Origin of the sequence: Kitasatospora sp. NPDC057542 (assembly GCF_042801945.1) — a bacterium.
In the GTDB taxonomy this organism is placed as follows: Bacteria; Actinomycetota; Actinomycetes; order Streptomycetales; family Streptomycetaceae; genus Kitasatospora.
On the sequence record NZ_JBHVFE010000240.1, the window covers coordinates 1 to 13,090 of the forward strand.

The 13,090-nt window shown below is 73.4% G+C and carries 9 protein-coding genes; 4 read left to right on the plus strand and 5 right to left on the minus strand.

Translation table 11 applies throughout. From position 1 onward, the window contains the following. Window positions 1–858 (plus strand): hypothetical protein (locus ACFU7Y_RS26480; protein WP_380769861.1); only part of this gene is annotated, 858 nt, incomplete at its 5' end. A 173-nt stretch (window positions 859–1,031) separates the two neighbouring features. On the opposite strand, the gene ACFU7Y_RS26485 is transcribed toward ACFU7Y_RS26480, so the two are convergent. Continuing rightward, window positions 1,032–1,973: a helix-turn-helix domain-containing protein gene (locus tag ACFU7Y_RS26485; RefSeq protein WP_380769862.1), complete on the minus strand. Its 942-nt coding sequence runs from the start codon at window positions 1,971–1,973 to the stop codon at window positions 1,032–1,034. Between the two features lie 445 nt (window positions 1,974–2,418). On the opposite strand from ACFU7Y_RS26485, the gene ACFU7Y_RS26490 reads away from it, so the two are divergent. From ACFU7Y_RS26490 to ACFU7Y_RS26500, 3 genes are all read left to right on the plus strand, one after another. Beyond that, window positions 2,419–2,769: a hypothetical protein gene (locus tag ACFU7Y_RS26490; RefSeq protein WP_380769863.1), complete on the plus strand. Its 351-nt coding sequence runs from the start codon at window positions 2,419–2,421 to the stop codon at window positions 2,767–2,769. A gap of 42 nt (window positions 2,770–2,811) precedes the next feature. Beyond that, window positions 2,812–3,855, plus strand: a complete 1,044-nt coding sequence (locus tag ACFU7Y_RS26495) for a DUF4238 domain-containing protein (protein WP_380769864.1) — start codon at window positions 2,812–2,814, stop codon at window positions 3,853–3,855. Between the two features lie 153 nt (window positions 3,856–4,008). Beyond that, window positions 4,009–4,599 (plus strand): hypothetical protein, encoded by a 591-nt coding sequence (locus ACFU7Y_RS26500; RefSeq protein WP_380769866.1) that lies wholly within the window; start codon window positions 4,009–4,011, stop codon window positions 4,597–4,599. On the opposite strand, the gene ACFU7Y_RS26505 is transcribed toward ACFU7Y_RS26500, so the two are convergent. From ACFU7Y_RS26505 to ACFU7Y_RS26520, 4 genes are read right to left on the minus strand one after another with little or no spacing between them, the layout of a single operon-like run. Then, window positions 4,556–5,881, minus strand: coding sequence for a DUF2399 domain-containing protein (locus tag ACFU7Y_RS26505; protein WP_380769867.1), 1,326 nt, complete (start codon window positions 5,879–5,881; stop codon window positions 4,556–4,558). The two genes, ACFU7Y_RS26500 and ACFU7Y_RS26505, sit on opposite strands and share 44 nt — an antisense overlap. Next, window positions 5,878–10,176, minus strand: coding sequence for an SbcC/MukB-like Walker B domain-containing protein (locus tag ACFU7Y_RS26510; protein ID WP_380769868.1), 4,299 nt, complete (start codon window positions 10,174–10,176; stop codon window positions 5,878–5,880). The genes ACFU7Y_RS26505 and ACFU7Y_RS26510 overlap by 4 nt, the downstream gene beginning before the upstream one ends. Next, window positions 10,173–11,327 carry a DUF2398 family protein gene (locus ACFU7Y_RS26515; protein WP_380769869.1) on the minus strand — a complete coding sequence of 385 codons (1,155 nt, stop codon included), beginning with the start codon at window positions 11,325–11,327 and terminating at the stop codon, window positions 10,173–10,175. The genes ACFU7Y_RS26510 and ACFU7Y_RS26515 overlap by 4 nt, the downstream gene beginning before the upstream one ends. Window positions 11,328–11,350: 23 nt before the next feature. Continuing rightward, window positions 11,351–12,850, minus strand: coding sequence for a DUF2397 family protein (locus tag ACFU7Y_RS26520; protein ID WP_380769870.1), 1,500 nt, complete (start codon window positions 12,848–12,850; stop codon window positions 11,351–11,353). Window positions 12,851–13,090: the final 240 nt, after the last annotated feature.

A 13,090-nucleotide genomic window follows, 5' to 3' on the forward strand; every position in this document is an offset into this window, starting at 1 on the left:
GCCTCCGGGCGGCGCGCGGCCAAGGCCGGGGCGGACCCGGCCCGGGTGCACCGGCTGGTGTGGGCGCACATCGCCTGCTGCCTGCGCGCCGAGGAAGCCGTCTGCCGCGACCGCGTCGCCCTCCTGCACCAGGCCCAGAAGGCCGCCCGCACGCGCCGCCGGGCCCACGACCGCGTCGAGGAGACCGCACAGCTCGCGGCCGCCGGCCACCAGTCGGCGATCGCCGAGACGGACCGGGCCGCCGCCGACCTGGACCAGGCCCGCCGCGCAAGCGCCGCCCTCACCCGCCACACCGGACCCGACGACGTCGGCACGGCCGGCGAGCGCTACCTCGCGGCCGAACTCACCGAGCTCGCCGACCGCGCCCGCGCCCTGTTCGAGAAGCTGGCCCTCGAACCCGCCTTCCACACCTGGCGCAACGACCACACCACCGCCGACCCGCTCTACGACGCCTGGCTCGACGGGCCGCTGCACACCCGGCTTGCCCCGCCCCGCCTGTACCCGGACAAGCACGCCTTCTACAAGGACCACGAGCCGCTCGCCGAGCCATGGCGGCAGGCCCTGGACCGAGGCGAGGGCGGCCCCGCCCCCTTCGGCAGCGACGAACGCCCCGCCTTCGACCGGCTCGGGCGCCGTTGGCACATCACCATCGCCGCGCCCACCGCCGGAGATCCACGCGCCTGGACGAAGACCGGGGCGGTGGTCACCGCCACCCGCCATCCCTCGGGGCCGAACGGCGAACCGCTCACCCCGGTCTACGTACTGGCCCACGACGTGAACGCCGGCGATGCGGCCGAGGCGATCACCTCGGTACAGGGGCCCGCCTCCCTGGCCGACATCGCCGCCGCCCTGCGCTGACGGCCGCCCGCTCCACCGCCGCGTCCTGCGGCTCCCCCCGGCCGGTCTCCACCCCGGCACGGGACCGCAGACGGGGCCGGTCAGGCTGCTGCCCGGCCCCGGCGTCGCCACAGATCGCCGCCGTGGTGCGGACGGTGCGAGGCCTGCCGGCGACGGGCTTGGCGGCACTGCAGTCACCAGCGGCTACCAGGGGCTCGGGCGAGTACGGAAGGCAGGCGCAGGGGCCCGCGTCGTTGCGGTCCGGCGGGAGTGTTCCACAGCGCGTGCGGCCAGGGACGGGACAGCTCGGGGCCGCAGTTGCTGGGCTGGTCGCCGCCGGTGGCGGCGGCGAAACGCTCACGGTAGCCGTCGGGCAGGGTCGGGGCCGGGTGGAAGATGTCGCCGTCGACCAGGTAGGGCTGGCCGCAGCCCTCCTCGCCCGCACACCACAATCCCTGTTCGACCAGGGCCCCGATACCGGTGGTGCGGCCGTCCAGCGGGGATTGGGCGAACACCGGCTCCTGACAGTCGCACGGACAGTCGCCTTCGAACACGTACCAGTCGGCCGGTGTACGGGAATCCAGCTCCTCGGCCAGCCAGCCGGGGTGGACGGCGAACGCGGCGGCGAGCGCCTCCCGCTCGGCCGTCCCCGGCCGGGAACGGCCCGCCGCCCACTGGCCGACCCGCACCGGCGCAAGGCCCGCCGCGCGGCCGAGACCGGTAGCGCTGACACCGGTGTTGGCGGCCAGCAGCCGCAGGCGGCGCGGGAGCGCGCCGAGCCGGTGCACCCGCCACATTGGGTGCGCGTCGACCTCGGCCGCGTCGTAGGGCGCCCAGCCGGACACCTCGTGCATCAAGGCCAGGGTGCGGGCCCGCTGCGCCCGCTCCAGCCACAGCAGCGCCTCCTGGTCGCTCAGACCGGTGGGGGCCGGGGTGTCGGTGAGGACATCCGTGGCGGCGTAGAGCTCCGACATCGGGTCGTCGGTGCCGCCGCCGGCCTCGAACAGCACGGTCAGCAGCCGCTGCAGCACCGCACGGCGGGCCACTGAGTCCGCGACGTCCCCCAGCAGCGCACAGCAGGCGTCCAGGGCGCGCACCATGCGCAGCTCGGTCGCCCTGTCCCAGAAGTCCGGCATCTCGACCGCTCCGTCTCCTCCGGGCCGCCGAGCGGCGATCCCGTCGGGCAGTCTGCCGCGCGGCGGGCACAGACGCCGCAGTTCGGGAGAAGACCACCTGGAAGAGGCCGGGAGCGGTTAGGGGCGCCGTGTCATCAACGGGCCTGAGCGCGAACCATGGGCCAAACCGCTGACCACAGCGGGCCGGATGTACCGGCGGGCGGGACCGCCGGCGCTCACGGCCAGCACCACCGGGCAGCCGGCCGGTCGAAGCCCTCCTGCTCATCCCCTGATCCGGCGCCGCGCACAGCTCCCGGGCGAGCCCGTGCCGGTGCTGCGCCCGGTGGGCGGGTGAGACGGCCGCTGCGGAACAGGCTCTTCTCCCTCCGTGGACCGAGTGCCCGACGAGGTGGGGGAGTGGGCCATTCTCCATGCATTGCGGCGGGGTGTGGTGCATGATCGCCACGTGAGCACGTGGTGGGAGGCACGCCGCGCCGCCCGGGTGACGCAACTGGCGTGCGTGCTGGAGTTCTTCGGCGCCGAACCGGTCGAGGACCCGGGCGTCGGCGAACTCGCACGCGCGGCCGGGGCGCTGGCCGGGGAGTACCGTGCCAGTGACCGGGGCCGCGCGGTGCTCCGGGCCGGGGACCTGCTGGAACAGGCCGCCGACGCACTGCACGCCGCCGACCGTCTGCGCGGCACCCCGGTCCCCGTCGTCAACCACCATCTTCGCCTCGCCGCCCTGGCCCTATCCCACGCCCGCTCCTGCCTGCGCACACAGGCCTACCCGGTGGTCCGGGGAGTCCCGCCCGCCTGATCCCGGCGCCGCGCCGGTCGGCCTCCCTGGGAGACTGCGCGGATGAACACGCCCTCACCGCACGGCCCGAAGGCCGGGGCCGAATGGCAGGCCCGTATCGAGGCCGTGCGTGCCGAGACCGCGCACCCGGTGATGAGCCAGCATGTCGTGTCCAAGGTGCTGCTCAAGCGGTTCGCGGTCGACGACGGCATCCAGGGCCTGCGGGTCCAGCGGTTCGATCTCGACCATCCGCACCGGCACCACCAACGTCGAGCGGTCAAGGGAATCGGCGCGGTGCGGGACTTCGTGCCGGTCGCCTCGGCCTCGCTGGAAGTGCTCTGGGGCCAGGTCGAGAACCGCCTGCACACCGCGGCCGCCGCGGTCGAGCGTGGGAACGTCTTCGACGACGCCCGCCACGTCGAGGTGCTGAAGGACTTCATCGCCCTGCACTGGATCCGTTCCCACCACTACCTCGACGTCTACAACCGGAACGTCACTACAGTGCGCGCAACCCTCAAGCACAGGCTGATCACCGAGTACTCCGACGCCCTGAGCCAGGAGACCTTCCGCCGCACCGGTCGGCGCCCCGCCGGCGCGGCGGCCCTGGAGGCGGCGGCGGACGAGCTCTTCAAGCGCGAGCTGGACGACGACTACAACAGCAGAGCGGACCTCCGCGTGCGTATCGAAGAGGACTTCGCGCAGGCAAAGGAGATCATCCGAAGCTCGGGGCTGCAGATCCTCAGGCCCGAGACCGGGGAATACCTCCTCGGCGACGTCCCGGCCATGACGATCAGGGAACGCGGCGACACGATCCAATACGGGATGGCGCTGGGGGACGCCGACGCCGTAGTCCTCCCGCTCGGCCCCAGGCACCTGATCGTCGGCCGGTCACCCCGTGACGAGATCGCCACCCTCCCGACCCGGACCGTGTGGCGCCTCAACGCGGTCCAGATCAAGGCCGCGCACCGGCACGTCTACCTGCGCCCAGACAGCGGCCTGGAGCCCATCGTGAAGGCATACCTCGCCTGCGGAGGCCGCTCCCACCCCGCCCGACAAGGCCCGGAGGGCGACCGCGAGTCGGGAATCCAGAGCTCGCATTGTCGATGACGAACGTCCGCCGTCTGTGAAGCCTCTGGCCGGACAGTGCGGCGTCGGTCGCCAGCGGTTAACGGCCATGCGGGTGAAGTCGTCCTCGTCCGGGCGACCGCATTGCTCCGATGACCGGACAGGCAGTCAGGGGACGCTCGTACGTTCCAGAGCATGACGAAGCTCGCTACGGAACCAGCTCTCTGCGCAGGGCCGCATGCCGAACCGGCTGTAGCGGCACTGGTTGGCCGGGCCGCGCTGTTGCTGCGGGAGTTCAACGAGGCAGCCATGGCCGGCCCCACCCTGGACCTGGCGGCCCTGGCGGAGGCCTTCGACGGGGCGATCGCGGTTCTCGAGCGGCTGCCCAACACCGTGCGCCACCTCGGCGGCCATCTCATGAGTGCCCAGCGCCGTGGCGCCCTGGCGGACCCGCTGAGTCGCGACACCGACGAACTGGCCGAACGGGTCCGCCAGCGCTGCCACGACACGGCTGAGGCGTTGCCCACGCTGACGGCAACACTGCGGCGGGCACGCGCGCTCGTAGACGGCCTTTCCACGGCCGATCTGCAAAGCCCGGTGGCAGAGGGACACGAGAAGGCGGACGGGACCCGCGCACCGGGCCGTGCCGGAAACGCCACGGGCACACCGACCGACTCCTTCCGAGAGGGCCGCGCTTCGGCGCCCGGCGCTGGTCGGCAGCACCTTGCGGGCGGTGGGCGGGTCACGTGCGGTTCGGGCCCGGAGCGGGCGGTGGGTGTCCGGTGAGGACGTCGCGGATGAGGTCGTCGAGCAGGGCTTCTTCGTATCCGGGCAGGGCGTGGCGGCGTATGGCGGTCTCCAGCGCGGGGTCCCAGGGGGTGGGCCGAAGGTGAGCGGGGTCGAGCGGGGGGACCCACCGGGCGATGCCGGTGCGCAGGGTGGTCCGGTAGTCGGTGGCGGCCATGCGCCAGGGGATGGTGGCGGGCTGGGCTGCGGTGATGGCGCTCAGGTGGCGCAGGCCGGCCGCGTCGAAGTCGGCGCGGGCGGCGATGTTCCACCCTGACTCGGTCAGGCGTGCGATGGCGGTGGCCTCGAGTGCGGACGGGGTGCCGTTGGTGCAGAGCACCCGGGCGCCGGCCGGCAGCGGTGTGTGGTCCAGCAGGGCGGCGACGATGGAGGGGTTCTCGGTGACGAAGACCCACGCGTGCGGGGCGGGCGCCGGGGGCCAGCGGCAGCGGGCGAGTGTGTAGGGCGTCAGCGGCAGGGGCTCGTCGGCAGGCAGGGTGTAGCCGGCGGGCCAGAGATTGAGGGACAGCAGCCCGCCGGTGAGGTTGTCGAAGTCGACACCGAGCCCGTCCCAGGCCGTGCGCTGGTCTGCGGGGTCGGTGACGGCGCCGGCGGCGGCGGCGAGCGCGAGGATCAGGCCGGCCAGTGCACTACCGCGGTCGAGGGCCTTGGGGGTGCCGGTGAACCGTTGGGCGAGCACCCGTCGGTCGATGCGCTCGCCCGGTGGTGGAAGGGCGGCCAGGACCTGGGTCGCCAATTCCGCGAGCAGGGGGCCGTCGGGGGCGTCGGCGAGGCGGTGCAGCCAGCGGCCGCCCCTTAGGGCCTTCAGGGCCGGTTCCGGCGCGGGCCGCACCCGGGCACTGTCGGGCAGTTCGGCCAGCAGGGCGCGGAACCGGTCGGCGATGGCGCTCACGCGTCGGTGCTGCGCCCGGCGGTCCTGGGCGTCCTGGCCCAGCGGGCGGCGCAGGGCGTGGGCGGCGACCGCCCCCGGGGTGAGGCGGGCGCCGTGGGCCGCCCGCAGCTTGTCGGTCAGGCGTGCCAGATCGGCGCGGGGACGGGTCCCGCCCCGGGGCGGCCGGTCGGACAGGAGGCGGCCGGCGGCGGCGGATCGGCGCGGATCGGCGGGGACGGTGAGGGTGATGCGCCCGACCGTCAGGTCGAGGTCGCCCGACCTGTCGGCGCGGGCGGCGAGCTGCTCCCACAGCCACGACAGCTCTGGGGTGGTCAGCCGAGCGAGGTCGGCGCCTTCACAGGCGCCCGGGCACAGGTCGCAGCCGCTCACGAAGATGCCGCCGCGGCGAGCAGGATCTCCTCCAGGGCCTGGGCGAGGCGATTGTCCCGAAGGTGCATGGGGCTGGAGGTGACGGTGCCGTCGGGGAGCTTCTCCAGCGCGTAGATGTCGATGCCGTCCCAGGAGGCGGGGGAGCCGTCCCAGCCGTGGCTGGTGCACAGCAGGTCGAGGTCGAGGTGGCTGATGTAGCGGGCGAGGGCGTCCTTGCCGGCCGTGTCGACCTCGGCGGGGACCTCGTCCAGGGCGACCAGCCGGGGTGCGGCGGGGTGGAGCTTGTCGTGCTCGGCGGCCAGGGCGGCGAGCATGGGGGCGAGGATGACCAGCCTTCGTTCGCCTCCGGACACGCTGGTCTTACGGTCAGTCAGCTTGGCCGGGCTCTGGCCAGGCTTGTTGACCATGTAGGAGAGGTCGATCCACGAGGTGATGTCGACGATGGCCTTGAGCCGCTCGATGGTGTCGGTGCTCGACGCCCGTACGTGGTCGTCGGACAGCCTCAGCTGGGCGAGGATCTCGGCGCGGACCTCGGCCTCCTGTTCGGGGGTGCGCGAGGCGCGGGACTCCTTGCACGTCAGTTCGTGAATGCGGAGCATGCCGGGCGAGAGGCTGGAGCGCAGCTTGTGCCGGATTTGGACGCCGACGCCGGAGGAGGCGGCCGCCAGCGACATGAGCTCGTTGGTGCGGCGGATCCACTCTTTGAGGTCCTGCCAGGCAGCCCCGATCGCGTCGGGGATCAGGCCGACGGCGAGGTCGTCCAGGGTCTTGTGTTCGGCGGCGTTGAGTTCCTCCTCGGCGCTGCTGCTCGCGGCCGCTGCCAGGTCGGCGGCCTTCGGCGGGGCATAGGCGGCGCCGGGCCGGGCCAGGCGGACCGGCAGGATCCCGCCGGGGCTGTCCTCGTGTGCCCACTCCAGCCGCCAGTCGTCCTCCCCGTCCTGGTCCCGCAGGTGCACGGCCAGCAGTTCTGCCGCTTCGTGCACCTCGGCGCCGCTGCTGTGGGACAGGCCGGCCAGCCGCGCGGCCACCTCGGCCCGCAGCTGCTCGGCGGGCAGGCCCGCATCCACGCCGAGGGCGTCGGCCACGCCCTTGGCGGCCAGCGTGGCGCGCAGGCCGACCAGCGCGGTGTCGATCTCCTCCTGGCCGGTGAGGGCGGCCTCGGCGACGGCAAGCGCCCTTTCGCTGTCGCGCACGTCCTGCTCGGCCCGCTGCTCCAGGGTCACGGCCCGGCGCAGGCTCTCGGCAGCCTCCTTCAGGGCCTCGACGATCGCCCCGTGGCTGAGGTGGATACCGCGGGCGGTGGCGTCGCGGGCCTCCAGCTGGGCGGTGAGGCCGGCCTGCAGGGTGTGGCGCCGGGCGATGTGCTCTTGCAGGGCCAGCACCGCCTCCTCGTGGTCGGCCGGGCCTTCGGCGGCGGCCCGGGCGGCCTGGTCGGCCAGGTCGGCCAGGTCGCTCACCTTGCCGGACAGGCCACCCAGGCTCTCGGCGACCCCGCGCAGGATGGCCGCGGCCTCCCGGCTGCGGGACTGGGCCCGGCGCAGCCGGTCCACATCACCGGGCAGACCCTCGGCCTCGGCCCGGGCCCGCCACCGCTCCAGACAGGTGCGGTGGGCGGCCTCGGCGACCTGGGCCTCGTTGTCCGCCTTCGCGGCCTTTCGGTGGGACGCGTCGGCGATGAGGGCAGCGGTGGCGTGCGCATTCTCGGCGTCGTGCAGGACACCGTCATCCGGGAAGGCGGAGACGGCCGCTGCCAGGGCAGCGGCCCGCGCGTCGAGCAAAGCCTGCACCCGCTGGTGGCGTTCGGCCCGCCGGTTCAGGCCGTCCGCCCGGAGCCGCGCGCTGCGGGCCCGGCGGCCTGCTTCGGCCCGCCGGTTGTCCAGCCCGATGTGGTGGGCCCGCTCCAACGACGCGAGGTCGTCGGCGCCCGGGACACGGGCCCGCGTGGGGCCCGCACGGTAGGTTCCGTCCCGTCCGATGACCAGCGCGGAGCCCGCCACGTCGCCGGCGGTGTCGGCGAGAGCGATCCGGCCAAGTACCGCGAGGACGGCCTCGGCCCGCGGGTCGCCGGGCAGCGGGGCCAGTACCTGATCCAGGCCGCAGGTCACGCTGTCCCCTGTGCCGTTCAGGTCGATGCGCCAGGAGCCCGCGGCCTGGAGAGGCAGGTCGTCCAGGGCCGAGGCCTGCAGTGACGTGCTGCCCAGGGCCGCGCCCAGCAGGCCGGTGGCGGCGATCGCAGCTTCCAGAAGGTCCCGCTCCGGCCCCGGCTCCGGGGCGCCGCACGCCCAGGTGAGCGCTGCGCCGAACGCGGACCGGTCATCTGCGGGTGGGGCCCAGTGCGGGACGGGGAAGGCGGGCAACTGCCCGTTGGCGTACGCGAGGGCCTCCTGCCCGGCGTCCGCGGCCTGGCGCCGAAGACGGCGGGCGGAGCTCTGGTGGTGGGCGGCCCGCCGCTGGGCCCGCTCCTGCAGCCGCTTCGAGACCGTGCCCGCCTCGCGGGCCAGCTCCGCCGCGCAGGCCAGGACAGCAGCCGGTTCCGTCCCGACGACCCGGGCCGCCCACTGGCGCATCGCGTCGGCGGTGAACAGTCCCTCGCCCTCCCGCGCCTCGTCCCGTGATCCGGGGCGCGGGTGGAGCCCGAGCCCGGGTAGTGCCGCGGCCCAGGCCATGATGGCATCCGTGTGGGCGTCGGCCGCCGTTGACGCGGCACACAGTGCCGCGTCGCGCTTCTTCCGGTCCTCCTCGGCCTGGTCGGCCTGGGAATTCGCGAACTGCCGCGCGGCGCGGGCCGTCGCGCCCGCGCCGGTGACCTGCTCGTGGTCGTCCAGGATGATCTCGGCCCGGGCGGCCAGCTGCACCTGGCGCTCGGCGGCCTCGCGGACGGTCACGCCCATCCGCTCGATCCCTGCGGGGTCGGCGTGGATGTCGGCTGCGGCGCCCTGGGGCAGTACCCCGTCGCCGAACCGCAGGTCCGCTCGCGCGATCTCCCGCGCCACCACCGGCTGCTCCGCCAGCAGTAGCTCCGGGTCGGCAGCGTGCGCCGTGGCAACCAGGCTGTTGACATCCCCGCCAAGCGCCCGGGCCAGCCCGAGCAGGCTCGACTGCCTCATCCGGTCGGTCTCCACCGCGGCCCGCAGCGCACTGGCCTGGGCGTCGACCAGCTCGCTGCAGGTACGTAGCCGCTGCTGGGTATCGGCGATTTGGGCATTGCTCTGCAGCGCCTTGTCGCCCGCGACCCGCTCGGCGGCCTCGCACGCCAGGTGACTCTCCCGGCACGCCTCCAGGTGCCCCCGCGCGACCTGCCGTTCCTCCAGAGCACAGGTGCGCTGTTCGGCAGCCGTTTTGAACGCGGCCTGGGAGCGGGTACGGGCGGCGATCCGCTGCTCGAGCGTGCCCAGCAGGTCGCCCACGAGAGACGCGCAGTGCCCGCGCCAGTGGCGGGCCAGGGCCGCGGTGAGTTCGGCGGTGCGGTGCCGGCGCTCGTACCTGACCCGTGCCGAGGAGGTGTCCGTGAGAGCCTGACTGGCCGCGGCGACGGTGCTCTCGCTGACGCGCGGCAGCGCGTCCCGCAGGACCTTCTCGGCGTCACCGGCACTGGTGGCCTGGAGAAGACGCGGATCACGGACCCTGCGGATCAGGTTGCACAGGTCGGTCAGCTGCCGCACAGTGCTGCCGAACAGACGCCGTGCCAGGTCCTGCCGATAGGCGTCCGCGTCGGGGAACACCTGGCCGCCCGCCTGCGCGACCTGCTGCGAGAAGTCCTCGCGCGGTACCTCGTCACCGCCTTCGCCGTGCAGCATCAGCTCGGCGACCGCAACCCCAGGCAGCCGGAACGGGACCAGTTCGACCGGACGGCCGGCGTTGGCCGTGAACTCGATCCGTACGCCGTAGGACTGCTGCTCACCTTGGCCGGCACCCGCGTGCGGCCCTTCGAAGGTCACCCACAGGTATCCGACACGCCGCGTGCTGGCGTCGGCGCCCAGGCGCATCCACGTCTCCACCCGGGTGTGCCGGCCGGTGCCGACCGACAGCTTGGCCGGGTCAGTGATCAGGTCGAGCAGGAACGGAGGCGACATCTCCAGCGCGGTCGTCTTGCCGATGCCGTTGCTGGCCCGCCACATCAGCCGTCCGGAAGGCATGGCGAACACCTCTGCGCTGGTGTACTTCCACACGTTGCTGACCCCGACCTCCACCAGGTGCCAGCGCCGCTCATACCGGTCCCAGGAGGCAGCCCGGGCAGGGGGCCCGAAAACCCCACCTGCAACGGGGTCCGCGTCCTTGCCGAACATGCTGCTCATGTCCCTACCCGCCCTTCGTTCTCGTTCGTGGCCGAAACCATCGGGCAGGGCCCGGCCCAGCGGGCGGTGGCCGGGGACAGCCACCACGTGTCGATGTAGCCGCAGGCGACCCGGAGCAGACCGAGCCGCGTCCAGAACTTCCGTACCTCCAAGACCAGGAGCGGGATGTTGAAGCGGTAGGCGTCGCTCCACCAACGATGGGTACGGGCCCACCGGGCCAGCTGCTCACCGACCGATTCGGCCGCTACCGCCCGCCACCCCGGCCCCGGGCACCCGGCGCCGTCCGTCCGTCCGGAAGCCAGGACGTAGTCGCGGGTCAGGACCGCCGCGTGCTGAAGCGTGCCTCGCTGGGGAAAGGAGTGCCCTTGCAGGGCCGCGTGCTCGCCGTCCAGCACCAGCGCCACGCCCTCGGCCCGCTCCTCCACCCACATCCCCAGGGCCTCGGCGACCTCGGCCACCTTGCCGTCCAGCTGCGTGCGCAGCCAGTGCGCCTCCGGCAGGGACAGATCCGCCCAATGCACGACGGTGTCGTCCACGAGCCGGCGCAGCACCCGAGCCCCGGTGCCGGCCTCGGCCGCGCACCCCTCGATCCACTCGCGGGGCTCGGCGAGCGGATCGACCATCCACGTGCCGTCCGCGTGCAGCGGGCCGGCGTTGGCCACCAGCCACAGCATCCGGTCATGGCGCAGCTTCAGCAGCGCGCTCACGTCCGGATCCTCAAGCTCCTCCAGCGTCCCGTCGAGAACCTCCACCACCCCGCGCTCGCACAACATCTCGATGCCGCACCGCAGCCGCCGCAGCTCCTCCAGGCTGCCGGTGCAGACGATCTCGGCCTCACCGGCCACCTCCCGCGCACCGCTCACCAGGTCGGCCGTCCTTGTGACGAAGGGCAACTGCTCGATCGCGGCCACGCACAGCCACATCCACAGGCACACCGAGGCCTCGAACAGCAGCCGCTCCCCGGAGCGCAGAGGCGGGCTCTTCGACAACCGCACCGTGTCCGGCTCCACCACCAGACGCCATTGCAGATCGCGAACCAGCGAGCGCACCTCGTCCTCGAAACGGTGCACGGCCTCGATGGCCGCGTCGTCGCGCCCCGACCACAACCACGGCCGCCGCATGAGCAGCCGGCAGGCCTCGGACGCCTCCATCCGTGCCTCCTGGCGCACCGCACTCACGCCCCACCCCCCGACCCGGCACCGCTGCCGCCCTTCGCGGCCGCCCCGCCGTAGTGGAAGGCGACCCGCCGCCCCGGCAACAGCGCCGACCAGCCCTCGCTCGTCACCCGGCCCACCCCCTCCGACGTGTTCACCGCGCACACCAGGCGACGGCTTCGGTCGCTGCCGCTGCGCACACCGTCACGGCCGGGGGACGAGAGCGCCGCCGTCACGGCCTCCAGCGCCACCCGGCCCGCGTCCGGCGACAACGGCCCCTTACTGGTCAAGACCTCGGCGATGGCCGAAGCCCGGGCCAGCGCCTGCTCGCGCTCGACCTGCTCCAGCAACTCCTGCGCGGCACTGCGGCTCCGGGCCCGGGCCACGGGTCCGCTCCTGGCACCCGAGCGCGCGGCAGCCCGCTCCAGAGAGGGAATGTCGACCACCGGGCCGTCATGCCACGAGGCGCCGTCGCCGTCCTCGCTCCAGCCGGACAGCTTCATCCACCCGTGGTCGCCCAGCGCGGCGGCCGTCACCTGCCCGCCCCACTCCCGGTCCTCGCACACCTTCGCCAACCGGATCGCCCTCGAGCGCACAGAGGTGTGGCTACCGCCCTGCAGCCGACGCAGGTTCAGGTGCAGCGGGCGGATCGCCAGCACCAGGCCACGCGTGAACCGTGCGGCCCTGCCCTCCACTGGCCGGCACCACTCCAGGAGCTGAACCCAGTGCTCCTCGCTCGCCCCGCGGGCGGCCACCAGATAGCCCTTGGAGACCAGGGCGGCGGCCCTGGACTGGGAGGCGGCCGTTCCCGCCAGCTCACCGAAACGCGGCCGCAGCTCCGTCAGCAGATCGAACGCGCGCGAGACCGCCTCCTGAACCTGGGCGGCCACGTGGGTGGCGTAGGCCACCAGCAGCCGCTTCAGCTCGATCGCCTCCTCCCGATCCAGGTTGAACCGGTTCGCCAGCCCCGCCAGATGATCGGCATTGCCCTCCATCGAACGGTCCAGCGCGTCGTGGCCGAGGAACAGTGCCTCCACCTGCTGCGCCGTCTCCTGCGGCGACAGGTGTTCGTGCGCGAGCCGGTGGAGTGCACTCACGATGGTCTGCAGGCTGGTCAGTGGGATCTCATGCCGACCGGTGCCCTCCTCGCGCATGCGACGCCAGAAGCGGTGGACCAGGCGCCCGTCCGCGGTGGTGCTGTACCGCCAGCGGGTGGCATTCAGATCCTCGATCCGGGCGAAGTCGTTGCCGGGATCGGGCCGTACAGCCTCGAACTGTCGGTGGAGACGACCGAGACGGCCCGCGACGGCCGCATCGCTCATCTCCAGACCGCGGGCCCGGAGCCCCTCGCAGACCTGGGTGAGCGTCAGGTCACCGGCGGCGTCGTCGAGCACATCCATGATCGCCGAGTACTGGAGGTGGGAAGGGGACAGGAGGTACGCCAGCACGCGGCGCAGGTCTCCTCGCGGAACATCCAGCAACAACGCGTCGGCGGCCGCGTCGGCGCCGGGATCCGCCACCGGCACGACTGGGAGGACTTGTGGGGGCACCGGAATCTCCGATCTGACGAACTTATGAAGCTTGTCCGCAAAAAGGTAGATTTTGGGGCCGACACATCATCGGCTGACCGGGTGAGTCCGCAGGGCTCCAGCCCGAAACACCGCCCGAACGGCCGAGCCCGCGACGCACGGACCGAAGCCCTGGCTGCGGTCCGTGGGCGGCGCTACGCTGCGCCAGGCCGGTCGAGGGCAGAGCAGCGG